Source organism: Micromonospora auratinigra, from assembly GCF_900089595.1.
In the GTDB taxonomy this organism is placed as follows: domain Bacteria; phylum Actinomycetota; class Actinomycetes; order Mycobacteriales; family Micromonosporaceae; genus Micromonospora; species Micromonospora auratinigra.
In genome coordinates this window covers 4,246,592-4,261,478 of record NZ_LT594323.1, presented here as the reverse complement: position 1 = coordinate 4,261,478, position 14,887 = coordinate 4,246,592, and the positions used below count along the sequence as shown (strand labels likewise).

The window sequence follows — 14,887 nt, the reverse complement described above, 5'->3', positions numbered from 1 at the left end:
ATGCTCATCAGCCAGCGACCGTCTCTCTCCGAAGAGTCGATCAACGAGACCCGGTCCCGGTTCACCATCGAGCCGCTGGAGCCGGGCTTCGGCTACACCCTGGGCAACTCGCTGCGGCGTACGCTGCTGTCGTCCATCCCGGGTGCGGCGGTCACCTCGATCAAGATCGACGGTGTCCTGCACGAGTTCACCACCATCCCCGGTGTCAAGGAGGACGTGGTCGAGCTCGTCATGAACATCAAGGAGCTCTGCGTCAGCTCCGAGCACGACGAGCCGGTCAGCATGTACCTGCGCAAGCAGGGCCCGGGCGACGTGACCGCCGGGGACATCCAGCCCCCGGCCGGTGTCTCGGTGCACAACCCGGACCTGAAGCTCGCCACCCTCAACGGCAAGGGCCGGCTCGACATGGAGCTGACCGTCGAGCGGGGTCGCGGCTACGTGACCGCGGCGCAGAACAAGCAGGCGGGTGCCGAGATCGGCCGGATCCCGGTCGACTCGATCTACTCGCCGGTGCTCAAGGTGACGTACCGCGTCGAGGCGACCCGCGTGGAGCAGCGGACCGACTTCGACCGGCTGATCATCGACGTCGAGACCAAGCCGTCGATGGGCCCGCGCACCGCGCTGGCCTCCGCCGGTTCCACCCTGGTGGAGCTCTTCGGGCTGGCCCGGGAGCTGGACGAGACCGCCGAGGGCATCGACATCGGGCCGTCCCCGCAGGACGCCCAGCTCGCCGCCGACCTGGCTCTGCCGATCGAGGAGCTGGACCTCACCGTCCGCTCCTACAACTGCCTCAAGCGCGAGGGCATCAACTCCGTTGGTGAGCTGATCGGGCGTACCGAGGCGGACCTCCTCGACATCCGCAACTTCGGTCAGAAGTCGATCGACGAGGTCAAGATGAAGCTCGCCGGGATGGGCCTGGGGCTGAAGGACTCGGCTCCGAACTTCGACCCGGCGCACGTCGTGGACGCCTTCGGCGAGGCCGACTACGACACCGACGACTACCGCGAGACCGAGCAGCTCTAAGTCCGGCTGCCGCCACTTCTGAGGAGCACCAACAATGCCCACGCCCACCAAGGGCCCCCGCCTCGGCGGCAGCCCCGCGCACGAGCGGCTGATGCTGGCCAACCTGGCCACCGCGCTGTTCCAGCACGGCAAGATCCAGACCACCGAGACGAAGGCCCGGCGGCTGCGTCCGCTGGCCGAGCAGCTCATCACCAAGGCCAAGCGGGGCGACCTCGCCGCGCGTCGGCGGGTGCTGGGCGTCGTCAAGGACAAGGACGTGGTCTACGCCCTGTTCGACCAGATCGCGCCCCGGTACGCCAACCGCAACGGTGGCTACACCCGGATCGTGAAGACCGGTCCGCGCAAGGGTGACGCCGCTCCGATGGCGATCATCGAGCTGGTCGAGGAGCTTCAGGTCGCCGAGCCGAAGGCGAACAAGAAGACCGCCGCCCGCAAGGCCGCCCAGCAGGACAAGGTCGAGGCCCTGGCCCCGGCCGAGGAGACCCCGCGCTCCAGCGAGGTCGCCGACCAGGACGCCGAGGCTCCGGTCTCCGCCTCCGGTGACACCGCCGCCGCCCGCGAGGACAGCGACGAGGCCACCGAGAACGACAAGGCCTGACCGCAGGCTCGATCGGGCCCGGCATCCCCGCGAGGGGGTGCCGGGCCCGACCCGTAACGGGAGGTACGAGGTGGACGAGCGGATCCGGCTGCGGCTGGACGTCTCGTACGACGGCACCGACTTCTCGGGCTGGGCCGCCCAGCCCACCCGCCGTACCGTCGCCGGGGTGCTGACCGAGCTGCTGGACCTGGTCCTCGGCGCGGGCACGGTGACCGGGCTGACCGTGGCCGGCCGTACCGACGCCGGGGTGCACGCCACCGGGCAGGTCTGCCACCTGGACCTGCCGACCGAGGTGTGGCGGCAGCACGAGGGGCGGCTGCTGCGCCGGCTGGCCCGGCTGCTCCCGCCCGACGTGCGGGTACGCGCGATGACCGAGGTGCCGGCCGACTTCGACGCCCGCTTCTCGGCCACCTTCCGCCGCTACGAGTACCGGGTCACCGACGCCCCCTGGGGCGCCGAGCCGCTGCGCCGTACCGACACCCTGGCCTGGCCGAAGCCGCTGGACCTGGCCGCGTTGAACGCCGCCGCCGCCGGCCTGGTGGGGGAGCACGACTTCGCCGCGTACTGCCGGCGGAAGGAGAACGCGACCACGCTGCGCGAGGTGACCCGGCTGGACTGGCGGCGCGACCCGGACGGGATCCTGGTCGCCACCGTGCAGGCCGACGCGTTCTGCCAGAACATGGTGCGCAGCCTGGTCGGCGCGATGCTGGTCGCCGGGGACGGTCGCCGGCCGGTGGAGTGGCCGGCCGGCCTGCTGACCCGGCGGGAGCGCTCCAGCGAGGTGACCGTGGCCCCGGCGCACGGGCTGGCCCTGGTCGAGGTGGGCTACCCGGCCGACCCGGCGGAGTACGCGCGCCGCGCCGACCTCACCCGCCGGCTGCGGGTGCCCGTCGCCGAGGGCTGACCGGCGTCGCCGGCCACGCCGACGGCCCGCCACCCCGGGCGGGGGCGACGGGCCGTCGACGGAAAGGCCGTCCGCCGGCTCAGTTGGTGGGCTCGTCCTGGTTGGTGACGCCGTCGGTGGCAGGCGCGGTGGGTTGGGTGGCCACCCCGCCGTTGGCCCGGCGCTCCAGCACCCCGCGGTTGAGGTAGAGCTCGATCATGTCGTACAGGATCTCGCGGGCCTTGGCGTCGGTGGCGCTGATCCGTTCCCCGTCGGTCCGGGTGACCAGGCAGTACGCGATGTAGTGACCGCGTACCTGCCAGCCCACCCGGGCGGCGGCCCGCTCCACCGAATCGGTGTCGTCGCCGGCGGCCATGCCCCGGAACCGGCCCTGCCGTTCGTCGAGCAGCTGCCGGATCCGGTCCCGGGCACGCTGGGCGCTCGCGACGTCGGTCAGGTTGAACAGTCCGGCGGTGAGCAGGTGGTCCCCGTCCGGCGCCCGTAGGGTCGCCCGGACCACCTGGTTGCAGCCCAGCCGGACCAGCAGGTCGGCGATCTCGCCGGTGGCCGCGACCGGGCAGCTCGCGCTGGAGCTGGCCTTCAGCACCTCGTAGGCGGGCCGGCCGTCGGTGACCACGAGCTGCTTGCCGGGGAAGACCTCCTTGGCGGTGAGCGCCAACTGGTCGGTGTCCCGGGAGTCCAGCTCGGAGCCGGCGGGCGGGGCGGACTGCTCCACCACGGGCTGGCTGCTGGTCGTGGCGGCCTGCGGCGTGCCGGTGCGGTCACGGTCCTTGAGCAGGGCCGCGACGGCCAGCCCGGCGAGCGCGAGCAGGACCAGCACGGCCGTCCCGCCGATCAGGGCCTGCCAGGTCCGGCCGCCACGGCGCCGGTCGGCCTGGCGGGTACGGGACAGGTCCAGCGGTTCGGTGGTCCGGAACGTCGGGGCGGCCTGCGCGGCCCGCGGCAGCGGGGAGGTGCTCGGCTGCGGCACCGGAACGGTGGGGCGCGGGACCGCCGGGTCGGCCAGCGGGCGGGCCGGGGCGGGCGCGGGTGCCGCTGTGGTGACCGGCGGCTCGGCCGGTTCCGGCGCGACGTCGATCGCCGGCCGGGTGGACCGGGCCGGCGGCGGCAGGGACGGGGTGGGGAAGCGGGACGGGGAGGGGCCCGCCGGCGGAGCCACGGCGGGGCCGGACACGGACGGGTCCGACCCGGGCTTCGGGAGGAAGGCGTCCTCATCGGACTCGTACCGATACACCATGTCAGCTACACTAGGGGCCGATTGTCCCTTTAGAGGGTATTATCGGGAAATTCCGGCGGAGTGGCGTGCCCCCGCCCCCGGCGTACCCTCGCCGCCGCCCGACCGGGGCGGTGCGACAATGCCGGGCGTGACCGGCGACCACTACTTCACCGCTGAACCCACGAGCGCCGCCCAGCCGCGCGAGGTCGAGTTCTCCGTCGCCGGGCGCGACTACACCCTCGCCTCGGCCAGCGGGGTCTTCTCCGCCAACCGGCTCGACCCCGGCACCGCCGTGCTGCTGCGCAAGGCCGACCTGCCGGCGGACGACGTCACCGGCGCGCTGCTCGACATCGGCTGCGGCTTCGGCCCGATCACCTGCGTGCTGGCCAGCACCGCGCCGGCCGCCACCGTCTGGGCGGTCGACGTCAACGAGCGGGCCCGCGACCTGGCCACCGCCAACGCCGCCCGGGTCGGCGCGGCCGCCCGGGTGCGGGTCGCCGCGCCGGACGACGTGCCGGCCGACGTCAGCTTCGCCCAGATCTGGTCCAACCCGCCGATCCACATCGGCAAGCAGGAACTGCACGACCTGCTGCTGCGCTGGCTGCCCCGGCTCACCCCGGACGGGGTGGCCTGGCTGGTCGTGGCCCGCCACCTCGGCGGCGACTCGCTGCACCGCTGGCTGGTCGAGCAGGGCTGGCAGGTGCAGCGGCACGCCAGCCAGAAGGGCTTCCGGGTGCTGCGGGTCACCCGGTAATCGAGTGTCGCCCGCCCGGCCGCCTCGGGCAGGATGCCCGGGTGGGATACGTGGACGTGGCCGGGGTCCGGCACATTCTGCCGGACGGCCGGGAACTCTTCGCCGAGGTGTCGTTCCGGGTCGGTGAGGGTGCCAAGGTGGCCCTGGTCGGCCCGAACGGCGCCGGCAAGACCACGCTGCTCCGGATGGTCGCCGGTGACCTGCCGGTGCGTACCGGCGCGATCGCCCGCTCCGGCGGCCTCGGCGTGATGCGCCAGTTCATCGGCATGATCGGGGACGACTCCACGCTCGCCGACCTGGCCCTCGGGCTCGCCCCGCCGGCGCTGCGCGACGCCGGCCGGCGGCTCGCCGAGACCGAGGCGGCCATGCGGACGGCCGAGGTGCGCGGCAAGTACAGCACCGCCGCCGGCAAGGCCCAGCTGGCGTACGCGGACGCGCTGGCCGCCTGGGGCGAGGCCGGCGGGTACGACGCCGAGGTGCTCTTCGACACCGTCAGCACCATCGTCCTCGACCTGCCCTGGGACGCCGCCCGGGACCGCCCGGTGCGGACCCTCTCCGGCGGCCAGCAGAAGCGCTTCGCGCTGGAGTTGCTGCTGCGCGGCCCCGACGAGGTGCTCCTGCTCGACGAGCCGGACAACTTCCTCGACGTGCCGGGCAAGCGCTGGCTGGAGGGCCGGCTGCGGGAGTCCGGCAAGTCCGTCCTCTACGTCTCGCACGACCGGGAGCTGCTGGCCCAGACCGCCGACCGGGTGGTCGCCGTGGAGGGCGGCAGCGCCTGGGTGCACCCGAGCGGCTTCGCCAGCTGGTACGACGCCCGGGTGGCCCGCCACGCCCGCCTCGACGAGCTGCGCAAACGCTGGGACGAGGAGCACCAGAAGCTGCGCGAGCTGATGCTGATGTACAAGCAGAAGGCCGCGTACAACTCCGACATGGCTTCGCGGTACCAGTCGGCGCAGACCCGGTTGCGCAAGTTCGAGGAGGCCGGACCGCCGCCCGTACCCCCGAAGGACCAGGACATCCGGATGCGGCTGACCGGCGGGCGGACCGGCAAGCGCGCGGTTGTCGCCGAGCAGCTCGAACTCGACGGCCTGACCTACCCGTTCGACCTGGAACTCTGGTATGGCGACCGGGTCGCCGTGCTCGGCGCGAACGGCACCGGCAAGTCGCACTTCCTGCGGCTGCTCGCCCGCGGCGGCACCGACCCCGACCCGGCGAACACGCCGGTGGACGCGGCGGCGCTCGCGCCGGTGGCGCACGACGGGACGATCCGCCTCGGCGCGCGGGTCCGGCCCGGCCACTTCTCGCAGACCCACGACCGGCCCGAGCTGATGGCGAAGACGCTGGTCGACATCCTGTGGCGGGGCGACGAGCACCGGGCCGGGATGGACCGGCACGCGGCGATGGCGGCGCTGTCCCGCTACGAGCTGGCCGGGCAGGGCGACCAGCGGTTCGGCACGCTCTCCGGTGGCCAGCAGGCCCGCTTCCTGGTGCTGCTGCTGGAGCTGTCCGGCGCGACCCTGCTGCTGCTCGACGAGCCCACCGACAACCTCGACCTGGCCTCCGCCGAGGCCCTCGAAACGGGCCTGAACGCGTTCGACGGCACCGTGATCGCGGTGACCCACGACCGCTGGTTCACCCGCTCCTTCGACCGGTTCGTGCTGTTCCGGGGCGACGGCGAGGTGGTGGAGACCCCGGAGCCGGTCTGGGACGTCGGGTGATCACCGACGAGCTGGTCGACCGGCTCCGCGCGGTGGACGGGGTGGTCGGCGTGGCGCTCGGCGGCAGCCGGGCCCGGGGCGAGCACCGGCCCGACTCGGACTGGGACCTGGGCCTCTACTACCGGGGCCGGCTCGACGTCGCCGGGCTGCGGGCGGTGGCGGCCACCGTCGCCGACGACGCGCCGGAACTCACCGCCCCGGGCGGCTGGGGCCCCTGGGTGGACGGCGGCGGCTGGCTGCGGGTCGGTGGGGTGGCGGTGGACTGGATCTACCGTGACGTGGACCGGGTGCACGCCGTCTGGGCGGACTGCCGGGCCGGTCGCTACACCGTCGGAGTGCAGGCCGGCCACCCGCTCGGCTTCTACTCCCACGCGTACGCGGGCGAGCTGGCGCTCGGCCGGCTGCTCGGCGATCCCACCGGAGAGCTGACCGCGCTGCGGGCGGAGACGCTCGACTATCCGGCCGCGTTGGGGGAGGCCCTGGTGGCCGGCGGCTGGGAGGCCGGCTTCCTGCTGGACGGGGCGGCGAAGGGTGCCGCGGCCGGTGACGCCGGGTACGTGGCGGGCTGCCTGTTCCGGGCGGTCGGGGTGCTGGTCCAGGCGCTGCACGGCCGGGCCGGCCGGTGGCTGGTCAACGAGAAGGGCATGATCGCTTCCGCCGGGCGGCTCCCCGGGGCCCCGCCGGATTTCGCCGCCCGGGCACAGGCGCTGCTCGGCGCGGTCGGCCGTGCGCGGGACGAACTGGCCCGCACCCTGGCCGACGCCCGGCTGCTGGCCGCCGAGGTGCTCGCCTGAGCCGTTGACGCGGGGACGTCACGGCGGTGGGTGACGTGGCGGTGCTGGAGCTACCAACTTGATGTCGGGAATGACTCACCGGGTACCGGCTCGCGGCCGGTGTCCGGCACGGTGTCTGCCGTCTGCCGTCTGCCGTCTGCCGTCTGCGTCCGCTGCCGGTGGCCCGGCACCGGCAGCGGCGGTGGCGCTGGTGGTGGCCGGCTGTCCGCTGCGGCGGTGGTTCCGGCGGTGGGCCCGGCATCCGCTCCGGTGTCCCGGCACCGGCTCTGGCGGTGGCCCGGTCACGGGCGGCATAGGGTGGATCTCGTGACTGAGATGACCTACCGCCGGTTGGGCGACTCCGGGCTCGTGGTGTCCGTGGTCGGCATCGGCTGCAACAACTTCGGCCGCAAGCTCGACCTCGACGGCACCCGGGCGGTGGTCGACGCCGCGCTCGACGCCGGGATCAACTTCTTCGACACCGCCGACATCTACGGGGAGCCGCAGGGCGGCTCGGAGGAACTGCTCGGTCAGGCGCTCAAGGGACGCCGCGACGACGTGGTGGTCGCCACCAAGTTCGGCATGGACATGCACGGCCTCAACGGCCCGGACCACGGTGCCCGGGGCGCCCGCCGCTACATCGCCCGGGCGGTCGAGGCGTCGCTGCGCCGGCTCGGTACCGACCACATCGACCTGTACCAGATGCACGAGCCCGACCCGGGCACCCCGATCGACGAGACGCTCGCCGCGCTGGACGATCTGGTACGCGCCGGCAAGGTGCGCTACCTGGGCAACTCCAACTTCGCCGGCTGGCAGATCGCCGACGCCGACTGGACCGCGTCGTCGCAGGGGCGGGCCCGGTTCATCTCCGCGCAGAACCACTACTCGCTGCTGGAGCGGGGGGTCGAGGACGAGGTGATCCCCGCCTGCGAGCGGTTCGGCCTGGGCATGCTGCCGTTCTTCCCGCTCGCGAACGGCCTGCTCACCGGCAAGTACCGGCGCAACGAGGCACCGCCGGCCGGCAGCCGGCTCTCCGGCGGCGGGCGCTACGCCGAGCGGTTCGCCGCAGCCGACTGGGACACCATCGAGGCCATCGAGGCGTACGCGACCGAGCGTGGGGTCAGCATGCTCCAGGTGGCGATCGGCGGGCTGGCCGCCCGACCCGCGGTCACCTCGGTGATCGCCGGTGCCACCACCCCCGAGCAGGTACGCGCCAACGCCGACGCCGGCACCTGGCAGCCCACCGACGAGGACCTGGACGCCCTCGACGCCATCCTCTGACCCGCTCCTCGCCGCTGCCTGCCCCGGCGCCGCCTCCCGACGGCACCGGGGCAGCGCCCTTTCCACCCGCGTCGCCCCGCTTCGCCCGCGTCGCTGGTGTCGCTCGCGTCGCCCCCGTCGCCCCGCGCCGTGCCGTGCCCCGGTCGCGGAGCGTCGCCACCCGTCAGTGGCCTCGATCAGCAGCAACCGGAGCCGGGTCTCCATCGGGGACTCGCTGAGCGGCTCGGCCAGCGCCAGCACCTCCCGCAGCAGGGCCGCGCCGGGCCAGCCGGCGTGGGCGGCCGCGAAGGCCCGCAGGGCGGGCAGCCGGACCACCCGGCGGTGCGGCAGCGCGTCGACGGCCACCGGCGCATCGGTCCGGGGAGCCTGTCGCCCCAGGTCGAAGGCGGTACGCAGCGCCGAGGTGACGGGCAGCCCGGCACGCCGGACGCGGTCGGTCTCCGGCAACACCGAGCGGACGACGTGTACCCGCGGGTGCGCACGCATCCGGGCGGCCCGGGGCAGCAGCACGGTGACCGGAGTGTCCCGGGTCAGCAGGTCGGCACCCCAGAGGTACGCGGCGCTGCGTCCACCGACGGCGGCGCTGCCCCGGAACGGGAGGTACGCGAGGCGGCGCGGAACCCGGGCGGGCGAGGGCATCCGGACAGCATGGCGTGAGGATGTGGTCACCCGCTGTCCCCGTCCTCCACTCCGGACGGTGGGTGGGAAAAACGTCACCCGCTCTTCCGTCCGCGCGCGTCGGGTCGTACGGTAGGCCCGCAAGTGACCCACGGGAGCCCGGTGCGGACCGGGCTGAGAGGGGGGCTGTCAGCCCCCGACCGTCGAACCTGATCCGGGTAATGCCGGCGCAGGGAGGAGAGTTGCCGTGCCGTCCCTGGGACGACTGCATCTGATCACCGACACCCGGCCGGGGCGGGACCCGCTCGCCGTGCTCCGGGCCGCCCTGCCGTTGGCCCGCGCCGAGTTGGTCGTCCAGGTCCGGGTGACCGACGACGCCACCGACCGGGAGGCGTACGAGCTGGCCCGCGAGGTGGTCGCCCGGTGCCGGCCGTACGGGGCGACGTGCCTGGTCAACGACCGGTTGCACGTGGCGCTGGCGGTGGCGGCCGCGGGCGGCCACGTCGGCGCGGACGACCTGCCGGTGCCGGCCGCCCGCCGGGTGCTCGGCCCCACCGCCGTGCTCGGCGCGACCGCCCGCGAGCCGGGCACCGCCGTCGCGGCGGTCGCCGCCGGAGCCAGCTACCTGGGCGTGGGCCCGTGTCATGCCACCGACACCAAGAGCGGTCTGCCCGACCCGATCGGCCCGGCGGGGGTACGCGCGGTCGCGGCGGCCGTGCCGGTGCCGGTGATCGCGATCGGTGGGGTGACCGCGGCGTCGGTGCCGGCGCTGCGCGCCGCCGGGGCGTACGGGGTGGCGGTGGTGGGGGCGCTCTCCGGGGCCGCCGACCCGGCCGCCACCACTGCCGCGCTGCTCCGGGCGCTGGCGTGCTGAGCGGGGACCCCGGACGGAACGACGCCCGGCCGGACGTGGCGGTGGTGGGGGCCGGCCCGGTGGGGTTGGCCGTCGCCTGGCGGTGCGCGCAGCGCGGACTGCGGGTCGTCGTGCACGATCCCGCCCCCGGGTCGGGGGCCTCGCACGTCGCGGCCGGGATGCTGTCGCCCGTCGCCGAGGCGTACTTCGGCGAGCACGAGCTGACCGGGCTGCTCACGGAGTCCGCGACCCGCTGGCCGGGCTTCGCCGCCGAGCTGACCGGGACCGTGGGCGCCGGGATCGGGTACCGCACCGAGGGCACGCTGGTGGTCGGGTTGACCGCCGACGACCTGGCCGAGGCGCGCCGGCTCTGGTCGTACCAGCAGGGGTTGGGGCTGCCGATCACGCCGCTGCGCCCCTCGGCGCTGCGCGACCGCGAGCCGGCGCTGGCCCCCCGGGTGCGCGGCGGCGCGGTCGCCCCCGGCGACCACCAGGTCGACCCGCGCCGGCTGGTCGCCGCGCTGCGGACCGCCGCCGAGCGGGCCGGCGTCCGGTGGCGTCCGGCGGCGGTCGGGTCGGTCTCCGAGGTGGACGCCCGGGTCACCGTGGTGGCGGCCGGCTGCGGCGCGGCGGCGCTGACCGGCCTCCCGGTGCGGCCGGTGAAGGGCCAGGTGCTCCGGCTCCGCGCTCCCGGTGGCGGCCCGCCGGGCTTCCGGCACGTGATCCGGGGGTACGCCGACGGCGAGTCGGTCTACCTGGTGCCCCGGGACAGTGGCGAGGTGGTGGTCGGGGCGACCGTCGAGGAGCGCGCCGACACCGAGGTGACCGCCGGCGGGGTGCTCCGGCTGCTCCGCGCCGCCGTCGACCTGCTCCCCGAACTGGCCGAGTACGACCTGGTGGAGGCGACCGCGGGGCTGCGCCCCGGCACGCCGGACAACGCGCCGGTGATCGGGGCGCTGCCCGGCCGGCCCGGCGTGCTGGTCGCCACCGGGCACCACCGGCACGGCATCGTGCTCACCCCGGTCACCGCCGACCTGGTCACCGAGCTGATCGTCACCGGCGAGCCGGATCCGCTGCTCGCCCCCTTCGCCCCGGACCGGTTCGGGCCGACCATCGAGGAGGAGACGTGCGACTGACCGTCAACGGCGCGGGGCGGGAGCTGCCCGGCGGGACGACCGTCGCCGAGCTGGTCGCCACCGTCACCGACCAGCGGCGCGGGCTCGCGGTCGCGGTCAACGGCGAGGTGGTGCCGCGCGGCGGCTGGCCGGCGACCGTGCTGCGCCCCGGTGACCGGGTCGAGGTGCTCAGCGCCGCCCAGGGCGGGTGAGCGGGGTGACCTTCGAACTCGGAGGGGTCACCTTCGGCTCCCGGCTCGTCCTCGGCACCGGCGGCGCGGCCAACCTGCACGTGCTGGAGCAGGCCGTCCGGGCCTCCGGCACCGAGCTGGTCACCCTCGCGCTGCGCCGAGTCGACACCGCCGGCACCGCCGGTGGCCTGCTCGACCTGCTGGACCGGTGCGGCGTACGGCTGCTGCCGAACACGGCCGGCTGCCACACCGCGTCGGAGGCGGTGAAGACGGCCCACCTGGCCCGGGAGGCGTTCGACACCGACTGGGTGAAGCTGGAGGTGATCGGCGACGAACGCACCCTGCTGCCCGACGGGGTGGAGCTGCTGCGGGCGGCCGAGGAGCTGGTCGCGGAGGGCTTCACCGTGCTGCCGTACACCTCGGACGATCCGGTGCTGGCCCGGCGACTGGCCGACGTGGGCTGCGCGGCGGTGATGCCGGCCGGCGCGCCGATCGGCTCCGGCCTGGGGGTGAACAACCCGCACCACATCCGGCTGATCCGGCAGGCGGTGGACGTGCCGGTGATCCTGGACGCCGGCATCGGCACCGCGTCCGACGCGGCGCTGGCCATGGAACTCGGCTGCGACGCGGTGCTGCTGGCCAGCGCGGTCACCCGGGCCGCCGACCCGGTGGCGATGGCCACCGCGATGCGGTACGCGGTCGAGGCCGGGCGGCTGGCGTACGGGGCGGGCCGGATCGCCCGGCGCTTCCACGCGCTCGCCTCCACCCCCGACGACGGCCGGCCGTTCCGGTGACGTCGCCCGCTCGCGGCGCGGCACCCGCCGGCGTGGTGCTGCTGACCGATCGGCGGGTGGCGCGGCGGTCGCTGGTGGATGTCGTCGCGGGGGCCGTCGCCGGGGGAGTGCGGTGGGTGGTGCTGCGGGAGAGGGACCTGCCCCGCGCCGGGCGCCTCGCGCTCGCCGTCGAGTTGCGCGCGGTGCTCGCCGAGGTCGGCGGCACCCTGGTCGTCGCCGGCCCCGACCCGCTGGATGGGGACGCCGTGCACCTGCCCGCCGCCGGTCCGTACCCGCCGCCGGCCCTGCCCCTGGTCGGCCGCTCCTGCCACGACGAGGGGGAACTCGCCCGGCTCAGCACCGAGCACCACGTCACCCTGTCGCCGGTCTTCCCCACCCGGACCAAACCCGGCTACGGCCCACCGCTGCGCCCCGCCGGCCTGCGGCGGTTGATCGCGGCGTGTCCGGTGCCGGCGCTCGCCCTCGGCGGCATCGAGACCCCCGACCAGGTCCGCGCCTGCGTCGAGGCCGGCGCGGCCGGCGTCGCCGTCCTCGGCGCGATCATGCGCGCCGCCGACCCCACCGAAGCCGCCGCCACGCTGGGCAGTGCCCTCACCGAGGCGACCCCACCGCAGCCCCGAAGCGCAACCGACCGAGGACGACAGTGACACCGAGAACAGTGCTGAGCATCGCCGGTTCCGACTCCGGGGCGGGCGCCGGCATCCAGGCCGACCTCAAGGTCTTCGCCGCCCTCGGCGCGTACGGCACCAGCGTGGTCACCGCCGTCACCGCGCAGAACACCCGGGGCGTGGACGCCGTCCTGCCGCTGCCCCCGCAGACCGTCCGCGACCAGCTCGACAGCGTGCTCGGCGACTTCGCGGTACGCGCCGTGAAGACCGGCATGCTCGGCACCCCGGCGGTCGCCGAGGCGGTGGCCGGGGCGGCCCGGGACGGGCGGCTGCCCCACCTGGTCGTCGACCCGGTGCTGGTCGCCACCAGTGGACACCGCCTCGGCGTGGTGGCGGCGGTCGAGCGGCTGCTCCCGTACGCCGAGGTGGCGACACCGAACTGCGCGGAGGCGGCGGCCCTCACCGGACGCCCGGTGACCACGGTCGAGGAGATGGTCGCGGCGGCGGAGGCGCTGGCGGCCGGCGGCCCGGCGCACGTGGTGGTGACCGGCGGCGACGTGGACGCGGCCGGCGAGTCGGTGGACGTGCTGGTGGGCGGCGGGTCGACCACGCTGCTGCGGGCCCCCCGGGTGTCCACCCGGCACAACCACGGCACCGGCTGCTCGTTCTCGGCGGCCGTCGCGGTCCGGCTGGCCGCCGGCGACCCGGTGCCGATGGCGGTCGCCGCCGCCAAGGAGTACGTCACCCGCGCGCTGACCGGCGCGCGGGACTGGGAGCTGGGCGCGGGACGCGGCCCGCTGGACCACTTCGGCTGGTCCTGTTGACCATCAGGGAGGCTGTCATGCAGGCACGACGCAAGGTCTACGTCCAGGGGTCACGACCGGACCTCCGGGTGCCGTTCGCCGAGGTGGAGCTGGCCGGGGACAACCCGCCGGTCCGGCTCTACGACACCTCCGGGCCCGGCTCCGACCCGGAGGTCGGCCTGCCGCCACTGCGCGGGCCGTGGATCGCCGAGCGCGGGGACGTGGCCCCGGTACGCGGCGCGGGCACCCCGCTGGCCGGTACCCGCCCGACGCAGCTCGCGTACGCCCGGGCCGGGGTGGTCACGCCGGAGATGGAGTTCGTGGCGATCCGGGAGGGGACGGCCCCGGAGTTCGTCCGGGACGAGATCGCGGCCGGTCGAGCGGTGCTGCCGCTCAACGTCAACCACCCGGAGTGCGAGCCGGCGATCATCGGCAAGGCGTTCCTGGTGAAGGTCAACGCCAACATCGGCACCTCGGCGGTCACCTCCTCGGTCGCCGAGGAGGTGGAGAAGCTGACCTGGGCCACCCGCTGGGGCGCGGACACCGTGATGGACCTCTCCACCGGCAAGCGGATCCACGAGACGCGCGAGGCGATCGTGCGCAACTCGCCGGTGCCGATCGGCACCGTGCCGATCTACCAGGCGCTGGAGAAGGTCGGCGGTGACCCGGTGAAGTTGAGCTGGGAGGTGTTCGCCGAGACCGTGATCGAGCAGGCCGAGCAGGGCGTCGACTACATGACGGTGCACGCCGGGGTGCTGCTGCCGTACGTGCCGCTGGCGGTGGACCGGGTGACCGGCATCGTCTCCCGGGGCGGCTCGATCATGGCGGCCTGGTGCCTGGCGCACCACGAGGAGAACTTCCTCTACACCAACTTCCGCGAGCTGTGCTCGCTGCTGGCGAAGTACGACGTGACGTTCTCGCTGGGTGACGGGCTGCGCCCCGGCTCAATCGCGGACGCCAACGACGAGGCGCAGTTCGCCGAGCTGCGGACCCTCGGCGAGCTGACGAAGGTGGCCTGGGAGTACGACGTCCAGGTGATGATCGAGGGCCCCGGGCACGTGCCGATGCACAAGATCAAGGAGAACGTGGACCTCCAGCAGGAGTGGTGCCACGAGGCGCCGTTCTACACGCTCGGCCCGCTCACCACCGACATCGCGCCCGCGTACGACCACATCACCTCGGCGATCGGGGCGGCGATGATCGGCATGTTCGGCACCGCCATGCTCTGCTACGTCACCCCGAAGGAGCACCTGGGCCTGCCCGACCGGGACGACGTGAAGGCGGGCGTGATCGCGTACAAGATCGCGGCGCACGCGGCGGACCTGGCCAAGGGCCACCCCGGGGCGCAGGCCTGGGACGACGCGCTGTCGAAGGCGCGGTTCGAGTTCAGGTGGGAGGACCAGTTCAACCTCTCGCTCGATCCGGAGACGGCCAGGTCGTACCACGACGCGACGCTGCCGGCGGAACCGGCGAAGACGGCACACTTCTGCTCCATGTGCGGGCCGAAGTTCTGCTCCATGAAGATCACCCAGGAGCTGAAGGAGTACGCGGCCCGGGGGATGAAGGACAAGTCCGAGGAGTTCGTCTCGGCCGGGGGCCGGGTCTACCTGCCGCTGGCCTGAGCCGGCTCCCCGGTTC

Annotated in this window: 15 protein-coding genes and 1 riboswitch; of the genes, 14 read left to right on the top strand and 1 reads right to left on the bottom strand. The window is 74.6% G+C overall.

Translation table 11 applies throughout. The features are described from left to right. The 3 genes from GA0070611_RS18970 (at window position 1) to truA (ending at window position 2,525) form a co-directional block, all read left to right on the top strand. Window positions 1-1,023, top strand: a complete 1,023-nt coding sequence (locus tag GA0070611_RS18970) for a DNA-directed RNA polymerase subunit alpha (RefSeq protein WP_007073009.1) — start codon at window positions 1-3, stop codon at window positions 1,021-1,023. 34 nt (window positions 1,024-1,057) lie between these two features. Beyond that, a complete protein-coding gene (gene rplQ, locus GA0070611_RS18965) occupies window positions 1,058-1,621 on the top strand; it encodes a 50S ribosomal protein L17 (protein WP_091666178.1) in 564 nt (187 codons plus the stop codon). A gap of 70 nt (window positions 1,622-1,691) precedes the next feature. After that, window positions 1,692-2,525 carry a tRNA pseudouridine(38-40) synthase TruA gene (truA, locus tag GA0070611_RS18960; protein WP_091666175.1) on the top strand — a complete coding sequence of 278 codons (834 nt, stop codon included), beginning with the start codon at window positions 1,692-1,694 and terminating at the stop codon, window positions 2,523-2,525. Between the two features lie 79 nt (window positions 2,526-2,604). Here truA and GA0070611_RS18955 read toward each other — a convergent pair whose 3' ends face one another. Further along, window positions 2,605-3,762, bottom strand: coding sequence for a hypothetical protein (locus GA0070611_RS18955; protein WP_091666173.1), 1,158 nt, complete (start codon window positions 3,760-3,762; stop codon window positions 2,605-2,607). A 127-nt stretch (window positions 3,763-3,889) separates the two neighbouring features. Here GA0070611_RS18955 and GA0070611_RS18950 point away from each other — a divergent pair, with 127 nt between their 5' ends. The 11 genes from GA0070611_RS18950 to thiC all read left to right on the top strand — a co-directional run bounded on the left by GA0070611_RS18950 (window position 3,890) and on the right by thiC (window position 14,871). Next, the gene (locus GA0070611_RS18950; RefSeq protein ID WP_091673132.1) at window positions 3,890-4,495 is read left to right on the top strand and encodes a class I SAM-dependent methyltransferase; all 606 of its coding nucleotides are present in this window, start codon (window positions 3,890-3,892) and stop codon (window positions 4,493-4,495) included. A gap of 41 nt (window positions 4,496-4,536) precedes the next feature. After that, window positions 4,537-6,213: an ABC-F family ATP-binding cassette domain-containing protein gene (locus tag GA0070611_RS18945; protein WP_091666171.1), complete on the top strand. Its 1,677-nt coding sequence runs from the start codon at window positions 4,537-4,539 to the stop codon at window positions 6,211-6,213. After that, entirely contained in the window at window positions 6,210-7,007 is a 798-nt protein-coding gene (locus GA0070611_RS18940) for a nucleotidyltransferase domain-containing protein (RefSeq protein ID WP_091666169.1), read from the top strand. Before GA0070611_RS18945 ends, GA0070611_RS18940 begins: the two co-directional genes overlap by 4 nt. Window positions 7,008-7,304: 297 nt before the next feature. Continuing rightward, the gene (locus GA0070611_RS18935; RefSeq protein ID WP_197675741.1) at window positions 7,305-8,267 is read left to right on the top strand and encodes an aldo/keto reductase; all 963 of its coding nucleotides are present in this window, start codon (window positions 7,305-7,307) and stop codon (window positions 8,265-8,267) included. Window positions 8,268-9,026: 759 nt separating this feature from the next. Beyond that, window positions 9,027-9,138, top strand: a riboswitch (TPP riboswitch). After that, complete coding sequence (locus GA0070611_RS18925; protein ID WP_091666164.1) at window positions 9,133-9,759, top strand: thiamine phosphate synthase; 627 nt, start codon at window positions 9,133-9,135, stop codon at window positions 9,757-9,759. Its footprint overlaps the riboswitch before it by 6 nt. Continuing rightward, window positions 9,753-10,874 (top strand): glycine oxidase ThiO, encoded by a 1,122-nt coding sequence (gene thiO, locus GA0070611_RS18920; RefSeq protein ID WP_231921160.1) that lies wholly within the window; start codon window positions 9,753-9,755, stop codon window positions 10,872-10,874. Before GA0070611_RS18925 ends, thiO begins: the two co-directional genes overlap by 7 nt. Then, complete coding sequence (gene thiS / locus GA0070611_RS18915; RefSeq protein ID WP_091666159.1) at window positions 10,865-11,065, top strand: sulfur carrier protein ThiS; 201 nt, start codon at window positions 10,865-10,867, stop codon at window positions 11,063-11,065. The genes thiO and thiS overlap by 10 nt, the downstream gene beginning before the upstream one ends. Further along, window positions 11,062-11,838 (top strand): thiazole synthase, encoded by a 777-nt coding sequence (locus GA0070611_RS18910; protein ID WP_091666157.1) that lies wholly within the window; start codon window positions 11,062-11,064, stop codon window positions 11,836-11,838. The genes thiS and GA0070611_RS18910 overlap by 4 nt, the downstream gene beginning before the upstream one ends. Beyond that, window positions 11,835-12,485 (top strand): thiamine phosphate synthase, encoded by a 651-nt coding sequence (locus GA0070611_RS18905; RefSeq protein WP_091666154.1) that lies wholly within the window; start codon window positions 11,835-11,837, stop codon window positions 12,483-12,485. Before GA0070611_RS18910 ends, GA0070611_RS18905 begins: the two co-directional genes overlap by 4 nt. After that, a complete protein-coding gene (thiD, locus tag GA0070611_RS18900; RefSeq protein ID WP_091666152.1) occupies window positions 12,482-13,270 on the top strand; it encodes a bifunctional hydroxymethylpyrimidine kinase/phosphomethylpyrimidine kinase in 789 nt (262 codons plus the stop codon). Before GA0070611_RS18905 ends, thiD begins: the two co-directional genes overlap by 4 nt. Window positions 13,271-13,287: 17 nt before the next feature. After that, complete coding sequence (gene thiC, locus GA0070611_RS18895) at window positions 13,288-14,871, top strand: phosphomethylpyrimidine synthase ThiC (RefSeq protein WP_091666150.1); 1,584 nt, start codon at window positions 13,288-13,290, stop codon at window positions 14,869-14,871. The last annotated feature ends 16 nt before the right edge of the window (window positions 14,872-14,887 follow it).